Annotated in this window: 23 protein-coding genes and 1 pseudogene; 11 read left to right on the top strand and 13 right to left on the bottom strand. The window is 42.0% G+C overall.

Going from position 1 to position 21438, the window contains the following annotated elements:
* Nucleotide 1: 1 nt before the first annotated feature.
* The 6 genes from FD716_RS17700 to FD716_RS17725 all read right to left on the bottom strand — a co-directional run bounded on the left by FD716_RS17700 (nt 2) and on the right by FD716_RS17725 (nt 4260).
* Nucleotides 2-508 (bottom strand): phosphatidylglycerophosphatase A family protein, encoded by a 507-nt coding sequence (locus FD716_RS17700; RefSeq protein ID WP_228714971.1) that lies wholly within the window; start codon nt 506-508, stop codon nt 2-4.
* Entirely contained in the window at nt 501-1418 is a 918-nt protein-coding gene (gene thiL, locus FD716_RS17705) for a thiamine-phosphate kinase (protein ID WP_139853543.1), read from the bottom strand. Before thiL ends, FD716_RS17700 begins: the two co-directional genes overlap by 8 nt.
* A 9-nt stretch (nt 1419-1427) precedes the next feature.
* Complete coding sequence (nusB, locus tag FD716_RS17710) at nt 1428-1877, bottom strand: transcription antitermination factor NusB (RefSeq protein ID WP_139853544.1); 450 nt, start codon at nt 1875-1877, stop codon at nt 1428-1430.
* A gap of 3 nt (nt 1878-1880) precedes the next feature.
* Nucleotides 1881-2351 (bottom strand): 6,7-dimethyl-8-ribityllumazine synthase, encoded by a 471-nt coding sequence (ribH, locus tag FD716_RS17715; protein WP_139853545.1) that lies wholly within the window; start codon nt 2349-2351, stop codon nt 1881-1883.
* Nucleotides 2352-2455: 104 nt separating this feature from the next.
* Nucleotides 2456-3562, bottom strand: a complete 1107-nt coding sequence (ribBA, locus tag FD716_RS17720) for a bifunctional 3,4-dihydroxy-2-butanone-4-phosphate synthase/GTP cyclohydrolase II (RefSeq protein WP_139853546.1) — start codon at nt 3560-3562, stop codon at nt 2456-2458.
* 353 nt (nt 3563-3915) lie between these two features.
* Nucleotides 3916-4260, bottom strand: a complete 345-nt coding sequence (locus FD716_RS17725) for a DMT family protein (RefSeq protein ID WP_139853547.1) — start codon at nt 4258-4260, stop codon at nt 3916-3918.
* 207 nt (nt 4261-4467) lie between these two features.
* On the opposite strand from FD716_RS17725, the gene FD716_RS17730 reads away from it, so the two are divergent.
* Entirely contained in the window at nt 4468-5175 is a 708-nt protein-coding gene (locus FD716_RS17730) for a hypothetical protein (RefSeq protein WP_139853548.1), read from the top strand.
* A gap of 188 nt (nt 5176-5363) precedes the next feature.
* Nucleotides 5364-6731, top strand: a complete 1368-nt coding sequence (gene mpl, locus FD716_RS17735) for a UDP-N-acetylmuramate:L-alanyl-gamma-D-glutamyl-meso-diaminopimelate ligase (protein WP_139853549.1) — start codon at nt 5364-5366, stop codon at nt 6729-6731.
* A gap of 124 nt (nt 6732-6855) precedes the next feature.
* Here mpl and FD716_RS17740 read toward each other — a convergent pair whose 3' ends face one another.
* Nucleotides 6856-7140 (bottom strand): GNAT family N-acetyltransferase, encoded by a 285-nt coding sequence (locus FD716_RS17740; RefSeq protein ID WP_139853550.1) that lies wholly within the window; start codon nt 7138-7140, stop codon nt 6856-6858.
* Nucleotides 7141-7328: 188 nt separating this feature from the next.
* Between FD716_RS17740 and FD716_RS17745 the strand changes: the two genes are divergently transcribed.
* Both FD716_RS17745 and FD716_RS17750 read left to right on the top strand, forming a co-directional pair.
* Nucleotides 7329-8522, top strand: a complete 1194-nt coding sequence (locus tag FD716_RS17745) for a sugar transporter (RefSeq protein ID WP_139853551.1) — start codon at nt 7329-7331, stop codon at nt 8520-8522.
* A 332-nt stretch (nt 8523-8854) separates the two neighbouring features.
* Nucleotides 8855-9820, top strand: coding sequence for a TerC family protein (locus FD716_RS17750; RefSeq protein ID WP_139853552.1), 966 nt, complete (start codon nt 8855-8857; stop codon nt 9818-9820).
* On the opposite strand, the gene FD716_RS17755 is transcribed toward FD716_RS17750, so the two are convergent.
* Together FD716_RS17755 and FD716_RS17760 are read right to left on the bottom strand one after the other, a co-directional pair.
* On the bottom strand, nt 9806-10372 hold the full coding sequence (locus FD716_RS17755; protein WP_139853553.1) for a nucleotidyltransferase family protein: 567 nt from the start codon (nt 10370-10372) through the stop codon (nt 9806-9808). The two genes, FD716_RS17750 and FD716_RS17755, sit on opposite strands and share 15 nt — an antisense overlap.
* A gap of 231 nt (nt 10373-10603) precedes the next feature.
* Nucleotides 10604-11242, bottom strand: a complete 639-nt coding sequence (locus tag FD716_RS17760) for a hypothetical protein (protein ID WP_228714972.1) — start codon at nt 11240-11242, stop codon at nt 10604-10606.
* A gap of 315 nt (nt 11243-11557) precedes the next feature.
* Between FD716_RS17760 and FD716_RS19340 the strand changes: the two are divergent.
* Nucleotides 11558-11761: pseudogene (locus tag FD716_RS19340) on the top strand (type II toxin-antitoxin system RelE/ParE family toxin); the annotation flags it as partial.
* A 133-nt stretch (nt 11762-11894) separates the two neighbouring features.
* On the opposite strand, the gene FD716_RS17770 reads toward FD716_RS19340, so the two are convergent.
* A complete protein-coding gene (locus FD716_RS17770; RefSeq protein ID WP_139853554.1) occupies nt 11895-13079 on the bottom strand; it encodes a RelA/SpoT domain-containing protein in 1185 nt (394 codons plus the stop codon).
* 244 nt (nt 13080-13323) lie between these two features.
* On the opposite strand from FD716_RS17770, the gene FD716_RS17780 reads away from it, so the two are divergent.
* The gene (locus tag FD716_RS17780) at nt 13324-14649 is read left to right on the top strand and encodes an ISNCY family transposase (RefSeq protein ID WP_139850444.1); all 1326 of its coding nucleotides are present in this window, start codon (nt 13324-13326) and stop codon (nt 14647-14649) included.
* Nucleotides 14650-14783: 134 nt separating this feature from the next.
* Here FD716_RS17780 and FD716_RS17790 read toward each other — a convergent pair whose 3' ends face one another.
* Nucleotides 14784-14969, bottom strand: a complete 186-nt coding sequence (locus FD716_RS17790) for a YqaE/Pmp3 family membrane protein (protein WP_139853556.1) — start codon at nt 14967-14969, stop codon at nt 14784-14786.
* A 147-nt stretch (nt 14970-15116) separates the two neighbouring features.
* Here FD716_RS17790 and guaD point away from each other — a divergent pair, with 147 nt between their 5' ends.
* The 3 genes from guaD to FD716_RS17805 all read left to right on the top strand — a co-directional run bounded on the left by guaD (nt 15117) and on the right by FD716_RS17805 (nt 17684).
* Nucleotides 15117-16445 (top strand): guanine deaminase, encoded by a 1329-nt coding sequence (gene guaD / locus FD716_RS17795; protein WP_139853557.1) that lies wholly within the window; start codon nt 15117-15119, stop codon nt 16443-16445.
* 276 nt (nt 16446-16721) lie between these two features.
* Nucleotides 16722-17249 (top strand): hypoxanthine phosphoribosyltransferase, encoded by a 528-nt coding sequence (hpt, locus tag FD716_RS17800; protein WP_139853558.1) that lies wholly within the window; start codon nt 16722-16724, stop codon nt 17247-17249.
* Between the two features lie 183 nt (nt 17250-17432).
* The gene (locus tag FD716_RS17805; RefSeq protein WP_139853559.1) at nt 17433-17684 is read left to right on the top strand and encodes a GlsB/YeaQ/YmgE family stress response membrane protein; all 252 of its coding nucleotides are present in this window, start codon (nt 17433-17435) and stop codon (nt 17682-17684) included.
* A gap of 145 nt (nt 17685-17829) precedes the next feature.
* Here the strand turns inward: FD716_RS17805 and FD716_RS17810 are convergent, their stop codons facing one another.
* Nucleotides 17830-18537, bottom strand: coding sequence for a DsbC family protein (locus FD716_RS17810; RefSeq protein ID WP_139853560.1), 708 nt, complete (start codon nt 18535-18537; stop codon nt 17830-17832).
* A 66-nt stretch (nt 18538-18603) separates the two neighbouring features.
* The gene (gene dmeF / locus FD716_RS17815; RefSeq protein ID WP_139853561.1) at nt 18604-19683 is read right to left on the bottom strand and encodes a CDF family Co(II)/Ni(II) efflux transporter DmeF; all 1080 of its coding nucleotides are present in this window, start codon (nt 19681-19683) and stop codon (nt 18604-18606) included.
* A gap of 87 nt (nt 19684-19770) precedes the next feature.
* On the opposite strand from dmeF, the gene FD716_RS17820 reads away from it, so the two are divergent.
* On the top strand, nt 19771-20037 hold the full coding sequence (locus FD716_RS17820; protein WP_139853562.1) for a metal/formaldehyde-sensitive transcriptional repressor: 267 nt from the start codon (nt 19771-19773) through the stop codon (nt 20035-20037).
* Nucleotides 20038-20216: 179 nt separating this feature from the next.
* Complete coding sequence (locus FD716_RS17825; RefSeq protein WP_139853563.1) at nt 20217-21413, top strand: MFS transporter; 1197 nt, start codon at nt 20217-20219, stop codon at nt 21411-21413.
* Nucleotides 21414-21438: the final 25 nt, after the last annotated feature.

The following is a 21438-nucleotide window of genomic DNA, read 5'->3' on the forward strand; positions in this document are numbered from 1 at the left end:
CCTAAGCCTTAGAAATATATAAATAAAGAACGATACAGAGCGCAGCCCAGATCCCCGCAATAATATCATCAAGCATGATCCCAAAACCACCGTCCACTTGACGATCAATCACATTAATCGGCCACGGTTTCCAAATATCAAACAGACGGAACAGCGCAAAGCCGACCAACGCCCATAACCAGCTGATTTGACCAATATAAATCAGCGGTAAAAAGGTAATCGATTGGCCTGCAAATTCATCCCAAACGATACGACCATCGTCGTGTACATGGATAATTTCAGCCGTTTTACCGCAGATATAAATTCCGACAATCGACATCAATACGATAACTGCGAGCGAGATCTTAAAACCCACCGCGAACCAGAAGGGTACAAACAACAATGCAAAAGCAGAACCAAAGGTGCCAGGTGCTTTCGGTGCTAAACCAGAACCCAACCCAACACCACAAAACACAATCAAGCGTTCTGACCAATTCATCTGTTGGAAATTAATTTCGGGCTTAGGCAAAATGTTGATATCCCTTTAAATCGAGTGGCTGTGCTTGCCCATTCTTATTGAAAATTATCGTTGGTGTTTGAATAATTTGACCAATCACAGTGGTTTGTACGTTGGGCTGACGCTGTAAAAGCTGCTGATAATGCTCAGGCGAAATAGTAAAACACAATTCATAATCATCGCCACCCGCCAAGGCATAGCGCCATTGTTGTTGTTCGGGAAGTCGCTGTAAGGCAGGGTCTAATGGGAGTTGTGTCAGTTCAAGGCAGGCACCTTTGGCTGATGCTTTTAAAATATGCCCCAAATCTTGGGCTAAACCATCTGAGATATCAATCATGCTCGAGGCAAGGCCTTGTAGCAATAAACCTAATTCACAACGTGGCGTCGGGTAATCAAGGCGCTGTTGCAGCGGATGTCCCAAATGTTGTAAGGCAAAGGCGGCATCACCGACAGTACCACTGACCACGATCAGGTCATCAACTTGTGCGCCTGAACGGGCAATCGCTCGACCGTGTTCGATCCAGCCTAATGCAGTCACGCTTAAACTTAAATGTGGGCTTTGGGTGGTATCACCACCAATCAGGTTGACGCCATAGCGATCACAACAGGCATAGAGCCCATCGCTAAAACCTTGTAACCATGCTTGATCTGCATCTGGCAAGCTCAGCGCCAGTAAAATACTGTGCGGCTTGGCACCCATCGCAGCGATATCAGACAGGTTAACAGCGACACTTTTCCAACCGACTGCATGCGCTGCAGTATCGAGTGGAAAATGCCGTCCCGCCACCAGTGTATCTGTGCAGATTACCAGTTGATGATTCGGCGGTGCAGCAAGCAGGGCTGAGTCATCACCAATGCCAAGGTCAACCGAGGCATTTTGTCGACGATTAAAATATCGTTCAATAATTGAAAACTCGGCCATCTCTGCCTACTATTTTACTTGTTGCTTTTCTGCTTCACGAAGGCTTTCAGCCAAACGATCCAATACACCATTGATGTATTTATGGCTGTCCGCACCACCGAAGTGTTTCGCCAGCTCAATCGACTCATCAAGAACCACGCGATATGGAATCTCTAAATGTTCTTTGAGTTCATATGCGCCAAGACGTAAGGTTGCCAATTCAACCCCATCGAGTGCATCGAGTTCACGATCAAGTACCGGAACCAATAATGCGTCTAATACATCACGATTGCTCACAACTTCAGAAAGCAACTCATGATAATAGCCAAGATCCACTTTGTGCATGGCATTTTCCGCACGGGTACGTGCTTCAATTTCATGCACAGGGTTGCGGGTCATTTGCCATTCAAATAGACCTTGTACAGCAAAACGACGTGCTTTGCGTTTCGCTGCATATGTAGCTTGTAGGGTTTGCGACATGCTTTAAATCGCCTTCAACAAATTAACCATTTCGATGGCCGTAAGTGCAGCTTCGCCACCCTTATTGCCTGCTTTTGTACCAGAGCGTTCAATCGCTTGTTCAATACTATCCGTAGTAAGTACACCATTGATTACAGGAAGACCTGTATCTAGACCAACAACGCCTAGACCTTTTGCACATTCACCCGCAACGAAGTCAAAATGTGGCGTACTCCCACGAATGACTGCGCCCAATGCGATGACTGCATCGTATTTACCTGAATTGGCAAGTTTTTTTGCCACAACCGGTAATTCCCATGCACCTGGTGCATGTGCAACGGTAATATTATCGTCGGAGACACCATGACGACGCAATGTATCAATTGCGCCTTCGAGCAAATGTTCAACAACAAAGCTATTAAAACGACCCACTAGAATCGCGTAACGATCTTCGCTCGCGAGATGTAATAAACCTTCTATACGGCGAATCGCCATAGCAACCTCTATTATTTCGACAAAATATTGAACAACATACGTTAACCCTATTTATTCACAAAAACCAGTCAACCGACCGGGTTTAAACAGGGCGAACCAGAAAACTATTCAGCGGTAATATATTCAACCACTTCTAAATTAAAACCAGAAATCGCATTAAAACGTAATGGTGAACTCAGCAATTTCATTTTTTCCACGCCAAGATCACGTAAAATTTGCGCACCGACACCAATGGTTTGGTACTGCTGCGACAATGCCGCACTCGACTTGGTCGGTTTAGGCTGAGTCAACGCATCTAGCGCAGGCCCAAGATCAGACAAGTGTGCCTGACCAATCCAGACCAACACACCGCGTTCGCTTTGCGCAATGGTTTTTAGGGCTTTGTCTAAATTCCAATTGGCTTCTTGATCTGCACCACTGAGTTTTAACAAGTCACGGGCAGGATTAAAGCCATGCACACGAACTGTGGTCACACCTTGGCTCGGTTGGCCTTTCACTAATGCCAAATGAATATACGGACTGCCTATTTCTTGATAGCGGTATAACTCAAACTCGCCATATTCGGTAGAAATACGTTGTTGACCGAGACGCTCTACCGTTTGCTCATTGGTCATACGATAGTGAATCAGGTCAGCAATGGTGCCGATTTTAATGCCATGCTTTTCAGCAAAAACTTCTAAGTCTGGGCGGCGTGCCATGGTGCCATCATCGTTAATGATTTCACAAATCACAGAAGCAGGTTCTAAACCGGCTAAACGAGCTAAATCACAGCCAGCTTCCGTATGGCCCGCACGGTGTAATACACCACCCGGTTGTGCCATCAGTGGGAAAATATGTCCCGGCTGTACAATATCACTTGGTTTTGCATGGGCAGCCACGGCGGCATGAATGGTATGCGCGCGTTCAGCTGCAGAAATTCCGGTGGTAATGCCTTTTGCGGCTTCAATAGACAAGGTAAAGTTGGTCGCATGTTGCGCGCCATTGGCATCAACCATTAAAGGTAAATTGAGTTGCTGGCAACGTTCTTTACTTAAGGTTAAACACACCAAACCACGTGCATGAGTGATCATAAAGTTAATGTCTTCTGGACGCACATGGGTCGCAGCAATAACAAGATCACCTTCATTTTCACGGTCTTCATCGTCCATGAGAATGACCATTTTTCCTGCACGGATATCTGCTACAAGTTCTTCAACAGTATTGAGCGGCATCCAATTTCACCTTTTCACTTTGTCTATCGTAGACGGTTTGGCCTATTTATCGCTGCATAGTTTACCGTGTTTTAATGACGTTTGCCTATGCTTATCGTAGCGGGTTAATTTTAAAGCTTTGATATTATCTTGTGGTGCACCGTGTATTTTTCAATCCCATCATCAAGATAAAGACGATCCTTGATTTTTAAACCGCTAACCCAGCGGCGAAAAACTCAACGTATATGAAAGCTGCCCTAAATCATCACCAGAAATTAAAATATAAGATTTGATTGAGTTCGATCCACTAAAATAATCGCCATGCAGCGCTTAAAAGCTAAGCTGAACACGCCTTTACCGCACGCTAATTTACGTTACTGACTGCGGAATACAAAATAAATACAGCCGACTAAACACAGACCTGCCCAAAGATAATCCAACTTAAATGGCTGCTTAAATAACAAAATCATAAAGGGCACAAACACCAGCAGCGTAATCACTTCTTGGGTGATTTTCATTTCTCCCAGTGACCAGCCGGACTGCGCCAGTAAACGCGTGGCGGGAACCATAAAACAATATTCGAGTAGGGCAATCAACCAGCCAAATAAGATCGCTTGCCATAAAGGTGCATCATGTAAAAACTTAAGATGACCATACCATGCCAAAGTCATAAAACAGTTGGCAATGATCAATAGAAGAAGGGGAAGGGAAAGCGCCATGGCATCGATGTAGACACAACTGAAGATTTGCTAGATTACACCGAATCATTGGAAAGAAAATAGAACAACGCATTTTCAGTAAGAATACCGCTTTCATATCACTAAAAATTAGTATTTACTCTGAATTACTACACTTAATTTTTTAATAATTTTATTTTAATTCTTGAAAACCGAACACTTAAAGCAAAACTTGGACGTTTAAATAATATGGATAGAAAATGGTTAATCCTCGGAAGCAGTATTTTGACCACCAGCCTACTCAGTGGCTGTGCCACCATGCTGACGATGCATGAAATCAAGGATAGAGAACACAACATTAAAACCCTGTATACCGATCAATTGATTGCCTATGGCATTCCTAAAACACCGATTCCGTCTTATGAAAATGCCTTGGCCGTTGTTGGCACAAAAAACAATTACCTGATTAAACCAGTAGCACAATCACTGCCCAATCCCAATCTACTGGTCGATGTGGTCACCCAACTTGATTTGAACTATTTATCGATTATGCCAAGATCGGTCACCAAAGATAAAATCTTTGAAATTACCCTGACAGATCCCAAAGTACCACTCACTGAAACACTGGTGTTGTATTACACCAAACCCAATCAGAAAATAACAGCCATTGAAAAGCAGCAGTTGCAGACCCTCAAATTTTCGTGTGGTGTCACGCAATCAAACGACAGTTATTCATGCATCCAATATGTGACTTATAATATTTACCCGATTCAAAAAGCAGAAAATACAACACCACCGCAACATCAGTTTAGACAGCCGATTCAACTTGAAGTAAAGCACAAAACCAAAAAATCAGTGCTGAATAAAGCTTTTTACTTCCCACTGTTACCGCTCGCAGCAGTAGTCGATATTGTGACGCTGCCGGTTCAGTACATGCTGTTTTCTGAATGGTTATAGTTCATCAATTCAGGCTTTTTTAATTGATTCTTTTCGCCTAAACATCAATGCAATCAAGCCTGAAAACAACACAAGAAAAACTATCTTTTCAGAAATAGCCTTGCTATCGTTGCTGACAAATTGAATTAATCACGACAACAGCACCGAAAACAAAGTGATGTGTCTAAAAAGTAGTGGAGTGAGAAGCTATGCATCTGCATATTTTGGGTATTTGTGGCACCTTTATGGGTTCGTTGGCACTCCTCGCGCGTGATCTCGGTCACACCGTCACCGGATCAGACCAAAGTGTTTATCCACCAATGTCGACCCAACTCGAAAATGCAGGCATCACCTTAATGCAAGGCTATGACCGCAGTCATTTACAACCACATCCAGATCTTGTAATCGTCGGCAATGCCATGAAGCGTGGTATTGATGCTGTCGAGTACATGCTTGATGTGGGACTGCCGTATATTTCAGGACCGCAATTCTTGGCCGATCATGTGTTGCAAGGCAAGCATGTTTTGGGCGTGGCAGGTACACACGGCAAAACCACCACCACCACCATGTTGGCATGGGTACTCGATCAAGCTGGATTAAACCCGGGCTTTTTAATTGGTGGCGTCCCGCTCGGTTTTAGTGAAAGTGCGCGTCTCGGCAGTGGTGAATATTTTGTGGTGGAAGCGGATGAATACGACTCTGCATTTTTTGATAAGCGCTCGAAGTTCGTGCATTACCATCCGAAAACCGCGATTTTAAATAATCTCGAATTTGACCATGCCGATATTTTTGATGACCTCGCAGCCATTCAAAAACAATTCCATCATTTGGTTCGGACCATTCCAAGTACTGGTCGCATTATCGCGCCCATCACCGAACAACATATTGATGAAGTGTTAGCAATGGGCTGCTGGACCCCTGTGGTTCGTACCAGTGTTACAGCCAACTCAGAAGTTGCTTTGGCGGCCGAGTTGATCAATGCCGATGGTTCGCATTTTAAAGTGTTGCAACACGGCGTCGTCAAAGGCGAAGTGAATTGGAGCATGACTGGACAACATAGCGTTGCTAACGCCTTGGCCAGTATTGCCGCGGCTGAACATGTCGGTGTTGCGGTTGAACAAGCCTGTGCCGCTTTGTCTTGCTTTGGTGGGGTAAAACGCCGTATGGAATTACTCGACGTGATCCACGGTATTGAAGTTTATGATGATTTTGCCCATCACCCCACTGCGATTGCCACCACACTGGATGGTGCACGTAAACGCCTAGGCGAACGTAAGTTGTGGGCAATCATTGAACCGCGCTCGAATACCATGCGGATGGGCAGCCATAAAGCCGAATTGGCCGATTCTGCACAACTGGCCGATCACGTGATTTGGTATCAACCCGAAGGTCTGGACTGGGATTTACAACCCGTGATTGATGCGGCATCCAATCAAGCTACCTTGGCACGTACTCTTGAAGACATTATTGAAGACGTTGTCAAAGGTACAGGTGAGGGTGATGCGGTGGTGGTGATGTCAAATGGTGGTTTTGGTGGCTTACACCAAAAACTCTTGGTCGCCTTAAAAGCCAAATAACGCCAATAATCCCAAGCGCCCAATCAATATCCATAAAGCTGCATCTAGACCGTGATGCGCTGTAAAAAAAAGAGGCTGTCTCAAAAGGCAGCCTCTTTTTTTATCAGTATGTGCTTTGCTCGACTTAAGCCACGACATCTGCAAAACTTTGATCACGCTTAAACATCACCTCGACATAAGAACAGGTCGCCACAATTTTAAGCTGCTTGTCACGGGCAAACTGCACCAACACATCCAATAGCTTTTTCGCCACACCTTGGCCTCTCAGCGAATCATCCACCCAAGTATGATTGGCAATGATGGTATTCTCATCCGACCAAACATAGCTGATTTCTGCGATGCGTTGTCCCTGTTCGTTTTCAAGAAAGAAAAGCCCTTGTTTTTGATCATCGTTATGCTGAAACATCATATTGATCTCATTCGTTTTTTAAAATGTAGATCTCGACTTTAGCAAAGCTGATTTGTTTTGCAAAACATCAAATGCATTAAATAGCACATCAATGTCACTGTGCTGCTTTACAGCGAAATCCTTAACAACAGCACGCTTTTAGATTTAAACTGCGCCATCATCTATAACTCCCTTAAAAATATAACGGTATGCACGCACATCCACCCTCGAAATCCCCAAGCACCACGCAACAATGGATTAGTGTTATTAGTCTGGCATTTGCAGCCTTTATATTTAATACCACTGAATTTATTCCAATTGCCTTGCTCAGTGATATAGGCAATAGCTTTGGTATGCCAAGCACGGATGTGGGGATCATGATTACCGTTTATGCTTGGGTGGTGGCAACCCTGTCACTGCCGATGATGCTGCTGACCAGAAATATTGAACGACGATTTTTACTGATTATGTTGTTTATGGTTTTTATCGCCAGTCACATCTTGTCCTATTTTGCCTGGAGCTTTCAAAGCCTCTTGGTCAGTCGAATCGGGATTGCCTTGGCACATGCACTGTTTTGGTCAATTACCGCCTCACTGGCCGTGCGTGTTGCGCCAGAAGGTAAGGCCTTTCAAGCGCTTGGCTTACTTTCCACTGGAACCGCCATGGCGATGGTGCTCGGCATTCCCTTGGGCCGCATGGTCGGCGAATCTTATGGCTGGCGTAATACCTTTGCCCTGATTGTGATTGGGGCCAGTCTGGTCTGCCTGATCTTGGCCAAAAGCTTGCCACGTTTACCCAGTGTCAATTCGGGTTCATTCAGCAGCGTAAAAACCCTCATGCAACGTCCAAGCCTGATGTTGGTGTTTGCCTTACTGGTGTTAATTGTCAGCGCACAATTTACCGCTTATAGCTATATCGAGCCCTTTGCCCTCAACATTGCCCAGTTCAGTTCCAGCCAAACCACCAGTTTATTATTGGTTTATGGTGGGGCGGGTTTTATAGGGTCTTATCTATTTGGAAAATTTGCACCTCATTATCCGAGAGCCATTATTCCCTTGAGTTGTGCCACTTTGGCTGCAGTGATGTTATTGCTCTTGCCCGCAGCGCAAGGCTTCGTCAGTTTCAGTATCCTCGGCATGTTCTGGGGCATCGGCATTTTGTGTATTAGCTTGGCACTACAAGCCAAAACCCTGAATCTCTCTGCGGATGCCACCGATGTGGCGATGGCGATTTTTTCAGGCCTCTACAATCTCGGCATTGGCGCAGGGGCATTATTCGGAGCCTATGTCACAGCACAGTATGGCTTGAGCGCGATTGGTATGCTGGGTGGTATCCTAGCACTGCTTGCAACTGGCTTGGCACTCCTATTGGTGCAACGCCGTGACTTTAACGGTCGTGCTTAATGGCTATTTTTTGCATGAACAATTGCAGTTTTGTTTAAAATATGAGATTCTTCGCGCTATTCGGAAATACACACTTTTTCCCTACAGAATTCGTTTGAACAAGGGGAGTAGCCTCCTCCAAACGTTCTCAGTCGCAAGCCATTCGTGTTGCACACAGAACGTGTCAGAATATCGTCATCACGCTCTTCGGAGTCGGTATCTGAGCATCATCCCAGTGGATCTTTTCCCAGATGATGTAGGCAAGACCTTGATCATGTTGATACAGATGTTTAATTCATCTGGCAACAGGTCAAGGTTTTTTTATGCCTGCTTGCCAGATTTGGAGATTTTTTATGGAATCCATTGGCAATATTTGGCTCTATCTGGTGTTTTTCGGCCTCGTTACCGTCATGCTCTGCATCGACTTTTTAGGCTTTAAACAAAAACAAGATCAAGCACCGAGCGTAAAATCTGCGGCATTCTGGAGCCTTGCGTGGGTCAGTATTGCCATGCTATTTGCAGGAGGGCTGTGGCTCTACCTACAACAAACTGCTGGCGTTGCACTGGCGAATCAAAAAACCATGGAATATATCGCGGGTTATTTACTGGAAAAATCCCTCGCGATTGATAACGTCTTTGTTTGGCTCATGATTTTCGCAGCATTCTCCATCTCACCAGCATTACAACGCCAACTGTTGCTCTACGGGGTGCTCGGTGCCATCGTGCTACGAACCATCTTTATTTTTATTGGTGCGTGGTTCGTGCAAGAATTCTCATGGGTGCTGTATATTTTTGGCGCGTTCTTGGTCTATACCGGCTTTAAATTCCTTAAGGGCCAAGATGAAGATCAAGACATTGAGGACATGAAACTACTCAAGTGGTTACGCAAACATATGCGAATCACCCCAAAACTTGAAGGCAATCGCTTCTTTGTCCGTCAAAATGGCGTGCTGTGGGCAACCCCATTATTTTTAGTGCTGATCTTGGTTGAAGCATCCGATGTGATTTTCGCGGTCGATTCGATCCCGGCTATTTTTGCGGTAACCAGTGATCCCTTCATCGTATTGACTGCAAACTTAATGGCGATTTTGGGCCTACGTGCAATGTTCTTTTTATTGGCTGGCGCTGCGGAGAAAATGCATTATCTCCCATACGGTCTCGGCATTATCTTGTTATTCATTGGCTTTAAAATGTTGATGCTCGATGTATTCCACATGCCAATCTGGATTTCACTCAGCTTTATTGCCATCGTCTTAGCAGTGACGGCTTGGTTATCGCTACGTTATCACCGTAAACAGTCTGACTTAAACCAAGGTTAATTGCGGCCAACGCTGTAAAAAACCTTTAGATTCAACTCTTGCCATAAATGTGCGGTGGCTAACCAATGTAGGATTCCACCGTACTTTTAGCGCAAGTAAATCGGTTAAACCAAAGGGCGCAATGATCTCAAGTTGATCATCTCCCAACGTCTCACTTTTCAACAAACGCACTGCAATCGCCGTGGCTGTTTCAGGCCATAGTGACAGTGCGTGTTCAATACTGCTTAGCGGTGCAATCCGTTCGCCTTGATCGGTTCGATACCATTGATGCACCAAGGCTTGATTGACCACATCCCATGTATTTTCTGGAAAATGTTGGCTTAACTGCTGGCTTAAACGAACTTGCGCTGCATCCTGCACATCCTCTGCATCATAGAAGATCACATCGATTTCAGTCCCCGCCATCTGATATTGCTGCGCATGCAAACTGCTCCAAACCAAGTTCCGAATCACACCCGCAGCAAGATAGGCATTTGGGTTTAACTCGCTTAATACCGTGAGTCTTTGCATTAGGGCAGGGGATTGCTGCAATAGGTCTGTGAGTAGGGTCATATTCGCTTCGGTGTCGGTTTGTGTTTATTAGAACAGGGATTGTTAAACTGAGCTTACTTAACTTATGAAACAACGGTCAATAAATATACGTGAAACGATCTAAATCATGCAAAAAGCCCAATCGGTGATGATTGGGCTTTTTGTAATACTATAAAACCATGATTTGCAAAGAATAAATCAGAGAGTTTCGCATAACTCGTATTATGTTAATTTTAGAAAATTTTCAATATTTTAAGATTTTTCCTTAACCTGAGGGGGATTCATAATCTCTGTTATCGGAGTCGTATAGTGATGAACATCTAATCCATTTTGATTACACTTCCGCATCCACATTCCCTCTAAATCTGAAGCAGCTTTAATAAACTTTTCCATATTTTCGAGATTAGAGTAGCTCATTAGATTATTTTTAGTTTTTGGATAACCGTTTAATAATAAGGCATAACGATGAATACGTTTGATATCTATAGTTTTTTTAACATATGTATATTCTGGCGTAGTTTTTTTGGGTTTTAAATGAACAAGTGCATTTCTAAAATTCTTCATTTTATTAATAGTCTGCCAAGGTTCTCTAGACCAATCTACTTCCAGACCAAGATGTTCACTTACCAAAGAAACTTTACCTAAAAAGCTAGCACTTTCTAGTAAGTCCCAATTCTTGATTAATTGAGATCCATATAAATTACATACCGATTCCACATTGAATACAGCAAAAGACATAGCTGGGATAATCCATCTAAATTTGTGTCCAGTTTCTTCCTCTTTAGCTTTCCCTGCCTGATTCAACATAATTGAACCTAGATAATTATGATGTGTTTCAAACATTTCAATTTTTACTTTGTAATGAGTATCTTCATTTACTACAGAATTCATATCAAAATTCATCTAAAAAAATAATAAGACATTGATTGTATTTAATAAAAATAAAAATAAAACACCTATTTTTTATATAGCCATTTAACATAATGGCGCTTATGCGAAACGTAACAATATAAAATATTGAAAATCAATAAGTTACTGTTTTACATAATGCCGAATTTTGACCGAAAAGCGGACTTGGAAACAAAACGGCTTTTTTATGAGCAAAACTGGAACATTCTGCCAATAAAATCCATCTCTAATCTCTGAATTGCTTATCCCTATTATTCATTACAACATATAGACTATAACCTATATATTGGTTGTGATATGTGGACAGTCATCACGACAGACATATTCAATGAATGGCTTGAACAACAAGATGAATCAACTCAAGAAAAGGTTTTAGCGGCGTTGATTGTGCTGCAACGACAAGGGCCTGGCTTAGGTTGACCTTTAGTCGATAACTTTAAATTCACCAACATGAAAGAACTTCGTGTTCAACATCGTGGAAATGACCTTAAGATTTTTTACCATGAAAAAGTATATTGAAGCTATGGGAGGAAAACTCCGTATTGATGTGGAACTTCCAACAAGAAAACACATAGGATTCAATTTTTAACTATAAAAAAGGTAACTTAAACTACCTTTCTATTCAAAATATTTTCTATACATTCACTGACATTTTTTTTGACTTCTTCTCAATTATAGATAAGCTTACAACCATTTTTATATAACTAATATAATTTAAAAACAATTCAGAATCAGCAAAGTAGTTAGGATAGGCCTCTTTTAGTCCCCCAACAGCATCTGTAGATAATAATGTAATTATCCATTTCTTGTCATTAGATAATAATTGCTCATACTGGCTATACCTGAGAGAAGCTAAGTCATGCTCTGAACGATTAAAAAATTCGTCTTCAATCTTATAGTTTTGAACATTTAATCTGATTAAAACAAAACCATCTTTATAATTTTTAGACATAATCTTTTTGTTAATTTCTTCAGCTGCTTTACAGTAACTTTTTAACTGTTCTTCAAAGGACATAAAACCCATCTTCATCTCTAATATTTTAGTTATATCAATACATTGTCGTGTCAACGTATAATCAGATAATACCCTTTTCAAATATTCTTTTAAAAATATTCCCCGATCATTATTCTGAAAACCTGGCAAGTTTTCCATCAGTTGAAATTGATCGCTAACGTCTTTAAAAAAATTTTTGTATGCAAGAAATCCTAAATTACTTTTTAAATTTTGTCCTGTGAATATATCAACTATTTCTAAAGCAGTAGCCCAGCTATGTTGTAATGTAGTTCTTATCTGAAATTCAATCTTTCTCTCTTCATCTACTTCATTATTAAACTTACCAACTATATGAAGACATCTATATCCGTCATCTTTAGGGTTTTCAATGTAATTATCCATCTTAATTAACTTATCACCGTTATAAAAACAGTGTTCATTTATTAAAATTTTATAAATAGAATCTATTTTTGATAAATCAGAAACAACAACCCTAATACCGCCTATATCTTGCATATTTTTTAATTGCATTTGATCAAAACGTTGTAATTTTTTTTTGATCGAATCAAATCTTTTCAATCTTTTTGCTACAAACGCTTTTTTATCAACTCTATGTATAAAACGATTAAGTAAAGTATGTGCCAAATTTAAAGGCACAATATGGCTATTTCTCCAATAAGTAAGCACGCTCATAGTATGATGAAAAGCTGCCTCGTCATTAGTTAAACTATCTTTTATTAAAGCTTCACCTGCTCGTACAACTTCTTTTTTAGAAAAATTCATAAGTAAGAAAATCTGATTTTTTCGCATCTTATTAGAATTCATACACTTGTACCATAGGCTATTTCCTATTAGAACAAATTACGCTCAATTTAAATCTTGATACTTTTTTAATCATAACAAGAAATGAATTACACTTTTAATTTATTACTTAACATAAAATCTCTTATGCGAAATCAACTTGTAAGCCCAAAATAGAAATGTCCGGTTTCTCCAAAGTAAAAATGTCCGCTTTTAGAATATGCACTTTTGCGATTATTGAAGCGGACGGTTTGATATGTTGGTGTCTATGTCGGATAAAGAACTTAAACGATTGTCGGTCTTGCAGGAAATCTGCGATCAACGCATAACTCAATCCCAGGCTGCTCAGCTACTTCATATTTCAGAACGTCAGATCAGACGCTTACTGCAGAAATACAAAGCTCAAGGCCCAGCTGCATTAGCCCATGCTGGTCGTGGCCAAACCAGCAACTGCAAACTTCCTGAAGAACTCAGACTCAAGTGCCTCAATATTGTTTCGGATCAACTCCATGGTTTCGGACCCACTTTAGCGCATGAAAAGCTCACTACCGTTCATGGATTCGATCTTTCAGTGGAAACCCTGCGTTGCTGGATGATTGCAGCCGATTTATGGATTCCTCGCTCCAAGCGCCTGAAACGCCCATATCAGCCTCGATATAACCGAGATTGTTATGGTGAACTGGTACAAATCGATGGCTCACACCATGACTGGTTTGAAGGAAGAGCCGCTAAATGCTGTCTGCTAGTCTTTATCGATGATGCCACAGGCAAATTGCAGCATTTACGCTTCTGTGAATCAGAATCAGCCTTTGACTATATGATTTCGACACGCTTGTATGTTGAACAGCATGGTAAGCCTTTAGCGTTTTACAGCGACAAACATTCAGTCTTTAGGGTGAATCAAAGCAGCAAGAAAGACAGCAAGATTACCCAGTTTGGACGCGTACTCAGTACCCTCAATATCGATATCATCTTCGCTAACTCCCCTCAGGCCAAAGGACGGGTGGAACGGGCCAACAGAACCCTTCAGGACCGTCTGATTAAGGAGATGCGCCTGGAAGGTATCAGTTCGATTGCAGATGCGAATAAGTGGTTACCCTGCTTTATTGAGCAGTTCAATCTCAAGTTTGCAAAGATGGCCTTTAATCCTAAGAACTTACACCGCTCTGCCACCGAAACAGCTGAGCAATTAGATGATATTTTTACCTGGCGAGAGCCACGTAGAGTCACCAATAGCCTGACCATTACTTATGATAAATGTGTATATCTCCTGGAGAGTACAGAAGAAAACCAGAGGCTGATTGGTAAATATCTTGAGTTTCTAGAATACCCGGATGGTACTGTAGCCATCATGCATGAAGGCCGGAAGATCAATTACAGCATCTTCGATAAATTAAGTCAGCTCAACCAGCGAGAGATTGTTGAGAATAAACGGTTGGGTGCTGTTCTGAATCATATCCAACAACAGCATGAAGAACTGGAACAACAAAACAAACGCAATCGTTCTCAAAAGATGCCAAGCAGACGTGCACAGAAAACAGCAATTCAACAACGAAATCTGAATCCTGTGCTTGACTTGGAAATGTCCATATAGGACATTTCTATTTGGTTATTAGGTAGGACATTTCTACTTGGGAATAACACAACTTTGTAAGTCCAAAATAGAAATATCTAATTTCGATACCCAACACAAAACCGCATATCCACCTTGCTTTTACCCATCGACAATCAGCCAAAGGCTTTTTTGATTTTCTGATCGGTTTTGTATTGCGATAAAGCATACACCGCCCAAATGGCAGCGGGGATCCAACCAATCAAGGTAACCTGTAAAATTAAACAAAAAATTCCTGCAATCGGACGACCAATGGTAAAAAATACCAGCCATGGCAGAATTAAAGCAATGATCAGTCTCATATTACATTCCTATATTTGAAGAAAGCGCTATTCAATAGCCTACTATACGTTTATTTAAGTTAAAACCGCATCTGCAAAATACTGTTTATGCGCAACCTCACCAAATTCGTTACAATTCACTGAAAAAATAATTCTATGTAGGTTCTTATGTCATCCGTTATTGCCCCAAGTGCCATTCGTGGTCGCTTTCTCGATATCCAATCCACTGTTGATCAAGCTGCCGCAATTCCTGAGCAAGTCCGTTTTATTGAAGATGGGCTGTTGATTACCCAAGACGGTAAAATTCAATGGTTTGGAACTTGGCAAGCAGGGCAGCATCTGGCTGCAGATCTACAGGTCGAGCATTATCCTGATCAACTGATTTTGCCTGGCTTGATCGACACCCATATTCATTTCCCACAAACAGAAATGATTGGCGCCTACGGTGAACAACTGCTCGAATGGCTCAATACCTATACCTTTCCCACTGAAATGCAATTTGAAGACAAGGCGTATGCCGATCAAATCGCTGCATTTTTTGTGCAAGAGCTGCTGAAAAATGGCACCACCACGGCATTGGTGTTCTGTACGGTGCATCCGCAATCCGTCGATGCATTGTTTGAAGCTGCTGAGCGCCATCACATGCGTTTAATCGCGGGTAAGGTGTTGATGGACCGTCATGCACCTGAAGCGCTGTGTGACACGCCAGAGAGCGCTTATACAGACTCTAAAGCCTTGATTCAAAAGTGGCATGGCAAAGGTCGTAACTTGTATGCCATCACTCCACGCTTTGCGCCAACCTCAACTGCAGCACAACTAGCGCAAGCAGGGCAGCTCAAAGCAGAACATCCTGATGTGTATGTACATACTCATCTCAGTGAAAATCAAAATGAAATTGCTTGGGTCAAATCGCTATTCCCCGAACAAAAAAACTATTTAGATGTCTATCATCATTATGGTTTAACTGGATCACGTTCAGTCTTTGCACATTGTGTGCATTTAGAGGAACAAGAATGGCAATGTTTGCACGACACCGACTCTGCAATTGCCTTCTGCCCAAGTTCAAATCTATTTTTAGGCAGTGGCTTATTTCCACTGAAAAAAACTTGGGAAAAACAAGTCAAAGTTGGCTTAGGCACCGATGTCGGGGCAGGCACGGCATTTAGTCAACTCGATACCCTCAATCAAGCCTATAAAGTCCAGCAGTTACAAGGCGATAAGCTCTCTGCCTTTGAAGCGCTTTATCATGCGACGCTTGGTGCGGCAAAAGCCTTAGACTTGCATGAAAAATTAGGTAATTTTAATGTCGGTAAAGAAGCCGATTTCATCGTGTGTAATCTAAAGGCCACGGCGGTACAGGCATTGCGTCAAGATCGCGCCAAGAATATCGAGGATGCATTATTTGCATTGATGATGATGGGGGATGACCGCAATATTCAAGCCACTTACATCTACGGGCAAAAAGCCTATGCACAAGCAGACCGCAACCAATACTAGCGGAGAGGCCAAGCCAAGCGCTTGCATGCCTAGCCTTGTCACAGTGAAACAGCCGACTCAACGCTTGACGCGAAAACACCTTTTGCTGGCGGTGACGCTCATTACATGTGCAGTGCTGCTAAAGCGTGATTCCACCTGAGTATCGGCATGATTACATTGTCATATCGCAAAAAGGGATGCATCACAGCGTAATATGTTCTAAAATTACTTTAAATTCAGGTGTTGCAAGTCAACGCCTTTTTTATTTTATTGACTTGATATTTAGGTATTTCCCCAATGGCTGTTGAAATGAGTGTGATGCTTTCGACTGAAGAGATTCAAGCGAAAGTCAAACAACTTGGCGAACTGATAACTGCCCACTATGCCCAAAGCGACAAAGAGTTGGTATTGATTGGTTTACTTCGCGGTTCGGTAATTTTTATGGCAGATCTCTGCCGTTGCATTAACAAACCGCATGAACTGGATTTTATGACCGTATCCAGTTATGGAAAATCGACAACTTCTAGCCGTGATGTCAAAATTTTAAAAGATTTAGATGGCGAAATACGCGGTAAAGATGTGTTGGTGGTTGAAGATATTATCGACTCAGGCAATACGCTCAGTAAGGTCTTAGAAATTTTAGAAACGCGTGGCCCAAACTCGATTCAATTGTGTACCTTAATCAGCAAACCCTCGCGCCGTGAAATCGACTTAGAGGTTAAGTTTCTCGGTTTTGAAGTCGAAGATCGCTTCATTGTCGGTTATGGTTTGGACTATGACCAACAGTATCGTCACCTGCCTTTTATTGGTGAAATTGGACTGTAATACATATTTCAATCGTGATTTAAGCGGCTTCGGTCGCTTAATTAATTGAATTACAAGAACAAAACAACAACAACTTTTTTAACTCTAGCCCTTTCACATCGCTGCAAAATATTCAATGATCTATATTCATCGTAATCTTCATACATTACACAGACTTTTTAAATTGAAATAAGGAGAAAACGGATGTGGGCTCTCATTGTTGCAATTGTAATTGGTTTTGTCGCAGGTCTGATTGCACGTGCCATCTATCCTGGCGATGACAAAGCTGGATTTATTGTCACCACGTTACTGGGTATTGCAGGTTCACTGACCGCAACGTATGGTGGTCGATTCCTCGGATTTTATGCTGAAGGCTCCTCTGCGGGATTCATTGCCTCAGTGGTTGGCGCGATCGTCATTCTCTTTGTGTATAACCTGATTGCACAACGCAGTTAAGTCACTGTACGCGCTATCGTTATAAACAAGCCTTACACCACAAAGCACCTCAAAGAAGGTGCTTTTGTTTCGCTATAGCAATCAGCCCATAACCATACGAATAGCTAGACTTATTAATATCGATCCATGTTATCGACCTCAAGCCTTATAAGCCCATCTGTTGCCAAATTTTATTAATTTCGACTGATGAATAAGCCCCCATGGCTTTTTGGCCATTCGAGAAAATAATCACAGGTGTTCCCGTTAACCCCAGTTGCTTACCCAATAATAGATTGCGTTCGATTGGCGTTTCACAAGTCGCAGCCGCTGTCGGTTGTACGCCTTTCGCCATCAAATTTTGCCATGCATAGGCTTTGTTGGGTGAACACCAGACTTGCTTGGATGGAATAATCGATTGGGTTTTAATCGGGTAAAGGAAGGTATAAATGGTGACATCATTCAGCTGTGCTAAATTCGCGTCTAAGGTTTTACAATACGGGCAGTTAGGGTCAGAAAAAACCACCAACTGGCGTTTTCCAGTGCCTTTGACTGTCTTAATTGCATCATTTAAAGGCAATTTCTGAATGTCGATCAGTGGTTGTTGCTGCACAGCCAAGTCTTTGGTCAAATTACGTTGATCTTTTAAACGAATCATCGAACCAACAAAAATATGTTCTGCTTGCTCATTCACATAGACGATTTGATTGTCCAACGTTCCGCTATACAAACCCTGCATCTCTGTGGCTTTTAAATCGTCTATTTTTACATTGGGATATTGCTGTCCCAACTTCACTTTAAGCGTTTCTACACTGGCGTGACTGACGCCATTGAACATTAGCGTGAGACTCAACAGCATTGCTACTTTTTTCAACATTTGTTTCTCTACAGGCATCGATCTCTTAGGGCAATATTCTAAACAGATCAGCGCATTAGCGATGTGTTAAATCTGTTGCTTGTTAATTGAAGAAAAAGGGCTGCGTTGCGTTTCACGTGGAACCGCACGGAACTGTGTGGCAGCATTTACTTCAACTGAAATATGCACCAATGGCTGATAGATCGACAATACATCACGAATTACATCTGCATTCACATGCGCTGCAGCGGTCTCAAGCGCCAAGATACAGGAAAATTTGTCTTGTCCAACCTTCCAGACATGCAAGTCAGTAATTTCAATCGGCATACCTGTATCCACGGCGAAGTGTGCAATACGCTGTCTAATTTTTTCAACCAAGGGATGATCCATCTCGGCATCTACTAAAATTTTAGACGTTTCTTTGATTAGCCCAATTGACCATTTGCCGACTAAAATTGCACCGACAATCCCTAGCAGCGCATCTAAAAAGTTCCAACCCCAATACTTTGCTGCAAATAACGCCACAATTGCAAAGACGGATGTCACTGCATCTGCAACCACATGCAAAAAAGCCGCATTTTGATTTAAATCACGAGATTTCGTTGCAGCAGTGTGCGGATGTGAATGCGCATCGTGCTCATGTCCATGTTCGTGTTCGTGGTCGTGGTCGTGGTCGTGGTCGTGGTCGTGGTGATGGTGATGGTGATGGTGATGGTGATTTTCCTTAAGCAGCCAAGCACAAATCAAGTTGATGACTAAGCCCAAAATCGCAATCGGAATCGCTTCCTGATAATGAATCTGTACAGGGTTGAACAATCGTGTAATTGATTGAAAGGCCATCGTGCATGCCACTACAAACAGTAAAATCGCACTGCTATACGCGGTGAGTATTTCTATTTTCCATGTGCCAAAGCTAAAACGTGGATCACGTGCATAGTATCGGGTCACTCTATAAGCCATATAGGCCAAACCGAGTGCCAACATATGTGAACTCATATGCCAACCATCTGCCAGTAGCGCCATCGAGTTAAAAATATAACCGCCCCAGATCTCAAGCAGCATCATCACGCCAGTCAAAAGTGTGGCATATAAAATTTTCTTTTGTGTCAGTGGATTCCCCTGATCAAAGCAATGCTCATGCTGACGAGAAAATGTTTTAAATTGCATATCTGTTGCCCCATATACTCCACCCTAGTATATATATTTAAGCAAAAAAATATACTATAAGGGAGTATATTTTTAGAGATTCAAAAGATGGGCCATTTGCATCAAGATAAAAAAATTTTAAACCGTGTGAAACGTTTACAAGGCCAAATGCGGGCAATCGAGGACAGCATTCAAGATGATCAACAAGATTGTATTGATGTTTTACAACAAGTTGCTGCAATAAAGGGCGCAGTCAATGGATTGATGAATGAGTTAATCGAAATGCATTTACGTCACCATGTGATTCCTGAGCAAGCGCTGCTAGATGAAGCTGCCTTACAAGAGTTTTTAAAACTGATTAAGCGCTATAACTAAGCGCATTTTACAACTTAGTTAAACGATTGAATCCGCAATAAAAACTTAAAAATATTTATCTAAATGAGCAGTTGACCACTGCTGGTTTAATCTCTAATCTTGAGCGTGATCTGATCTCTTTTCGACCATGCTAAAACATTTTTTAGCTCGACTCACTTTATTTGCTAAAGCATCGAATCATGAAGCAATCATCATGGCGACCATTTTTTGTGGTCAGCCTAGCGCTCTGTATTGGCACAGTGGGTACGGCTTTATCTAGCCCGCTTTATCCAATTTACCAACATGTGTGGCAACTGCTACCGAGTGATATTACCTATATTTTTGTCGCCTATATGTTTGGCTGCCTGACCACGTTATTATTTCTCGGTCGGATTAGTAATAACTTAGGTTTTATACGCACACTACAAATTGGTTTGTTGTTTGCCATATTGGGCTTAACGGCTTCGGTCTTTGCTCAAAATGCATATATTCTCGGCTTTGGCCGTTTTATTATTGGGATTGCCTCAGGCTTAATCAGTACCTCAGCCATGCTGGGGTTGATTTATACCATTCCAGATTCTCATAAAGCCAATGCACCGCAGCTCAGTTCAATCATTACCGTATTTGGTTTTGGTTTAGGGCCAGTGTTGGGTGGCGTTATTGCACAATTCTCAAAATATCCATTAATTACCCCTTATCTACCAATTATTGCCGCAGCTTGTTTTAGTCTATTCAGTTTATTGAGTATCAAAGCACCCAGCTTTGAAAAACAAAAATTCACCATGGCACCGCATTTAGAATTGCCTAAAACCAGTAATAAAACTTTATTTTATGTTGCCAGCTTTGCCGCATTTTCTGCCTTCTCAACCTTTAGTTTATTTGCCTCACTTGCACCCTCATTTATTCAAGAGATTATTCCATGGCATGGCCCATTGGTCAGTGGTGCCACCATCACTGGGATTTTATTGGCATCATTGTTGGTTCAAATCTCCGCCAAAACCCTGAATATGCATCGCTGCTTAAAGCTAGGTTTTATCAGCCTGATTACAAGCTCCGTGATTTTAATGCTGTGCTTGATTATGCACTGGAGTGCCATATTTTTTATTAGCGTCATCTTTGCAGGCATGGGGCATGGCCTCTGTTTAATGGGTGCTTTTTCTTTAATACATAAAATGACGACCCTCGAAAATCGTGCAGCCGTCATCGCGACCTATCTGTTTATTGCATATTGGGGTTCCATCATTCCAATTGTTGCTGTGGGTTATTTGTCTGATCTGTGGGGCTTAAATATCGGAGTAATCTCATTCTGTATTACGCAAAGTCTACTCTGCTGTTTTTTGCTGCGGTTGCATCAGCAAGCGACCACAAAAGTTAAATTGCAGCATACAGCCAGCTAAAACAGCAATTTTGTTCTAGCCTATT

Origin of the sequence: Acinetobacter pullicarnis, assembly GCF_006352475.1 — a bacterium.
GTDB lineage: Bacteria > Pseudomonadota > Gammaproteobacteria > Pseudomonadales > Moraxellaceae > Acinetobacter > Acinetobacter pullicarnis.

What these genes read in the sequence shown, in the direction of transcription:
- thiL (WP_139853543.1), bottom strand. Translation starts at nt 1,418, where the DNA reads ATGGCCGAGTTTTCAATTATTGAACGATATTTTAATCGTCGACAAAAT.
- nusB (WP_139853544.1), bottom strand. Translation starts at nt 1,877, where the DNA reads ATGTCGCAAACCCTACAAGCTACATATGCAGCGAAACGCAAAGCACGT.
- ribH (WP_139853545.1), bottom strand. Translation starts at nt 2,351, where the DNA reads ATGGCGATTCGCCGTATAGAAGGTTTATTACATCTCGCGAGCGAAGAT.
- ribBA (WP_139853546.1), bottom strand. Translation starts at nt 3,562, where the DNA reads ATGCCGCTCAATACTGTTGAAGAACTTGTAGCAGATATCCGTGCAGGA.
- FD716_RS17725 (WP_139853547.1), bottom strand. Translation starts at nt 4,260, where the DNA reads ATGGCGCTTTCCCTTCCCCTTCTTCTATTGATCATTGCCAACTGTTTT.
- FD716_RS17730 (WP_139853548.1), top strand. Translation starts at nt 4,468, where the DNA reads ATGGATAGAAAATGGTTAATCCTCGGAAGCAGTATTTTGACCACCAGC.
- mpl (WP_139853549.1), top strand. Translation starts at nt 5,364, where the DNA reads ATGCATCTGCATATTTTGGGTATTTGTGGCACCTTTATGGGTTCGTTG.
- FD716_RS17740 (WP_139853550.1), bottom strand. Translation starts at nt 7,140, where the DNA reads ATGATGTTTCAGCATAACGATGATCAAAAACAAGGGCTTTTCTTTCTT.
- FD716_RS17745 (WP_139853551.1), top strand. Translation starts at nt 7,329, where the DNA reads ATGCACGCACATCCACCCTCGAAATCCCCAAGCACCACGCAACAATGG.
- FD716_RS17750 (WP_139853552.1), top strand. Translation starts at nt 8,855, where the DNA reads ATGGAATCCATTGGCAATATTTGGCTCTATCTGGTGTTTTTCGGCCTC.
- FD716_RS17755 (WP_139853553.1), bottom strand. Translation starts at nt 10,372, where the DNA reads ATGACCCTACTCACAGACCTATTGCAGCAATCCCCTGCCCTAATGCAA.
- FD716_RS17760 (WP_228714972.1), bottom strand. Translation starts at nt 11,242, where the DNA reads ATGAATTCTGTAGTAAATGAAGATACTCATTACAAAGTAAAAATTGAA.
- FD716_RS17770 (WP_139853554.1), bottom strand. Translation starts at nt 13,079, where the DNA reads ATGAATTCTAATAAGATGCGAAAAAATCAGATTTTCTTACTTATGAAT.
- FD716_RS17780 (WP_139850444.1), top strand. Translation starts at nt 13,324, where the DNA reads ATGTCGGATAAAGAACTTAAACGATTGTCGGTCTTGCAGGAAATCTGC.
- FD716_RS17790 (WP_139853556.1), bottom strand. Translation starts at nt 14,969, where the DNA reads ATGAGACTGATCATTGCTTTAATTCTGCCATGGCTGGTATTTTTTACC.
- guaD (WP_139853557.1), top strand. Translation starts at nt 15,117, where the DNA reads ATGTCATCCGTTATTGCCCCAAGTGCCATTCGTGGTCGCTTTCTCGAT.
- hpt (WP_139853558.1), top strand. Translation starts at nt 16,722, where the DNA reads ATGGCTGTTGAAATGAGTGTGATGCTTTCGACTGAAGAGATTCAAGCG.
- FD716_RS17805 (WP_139853559.1), top strand. Translation starts at nt 17,433, where the DNA reads ATGTGGGCTCTCATTGTTGCAATTGTAATTGGTTTTGTCGCAGGTCTG.
- FD716_RS17810 (WP_139853560.1), bottom strand. Translation starts at nt 18,537, where the DNA reads ATGTTGAAAAAAGTAGCAATGCTGTTGAGTCTCACGCTAATGTTCAAT.
- dmeF (WP_139853561.1), bottom strand. Translation starts at nt 19,683, where the DNA reads ATGCAATTTAAAACATTTTCTCGTCAGCATGAGCATTGCTTTGATCAG.
- FD716_RS17820 (WP_139853562.1), top strand. Translation starts at nt 19,771, where the DNA reads ATGGGCCATTTGCATCAAGATAAAAAAATTTTAAACCGTGTGAAACGT.
- FD716_RS17825 (WP_139853563.1), top strand. Translation starts at nt 20,217, where the DNA reads ATGAAGCAATCATCATGGCGACCATTTTTTGTGGTCAGCCTAGCGCTC.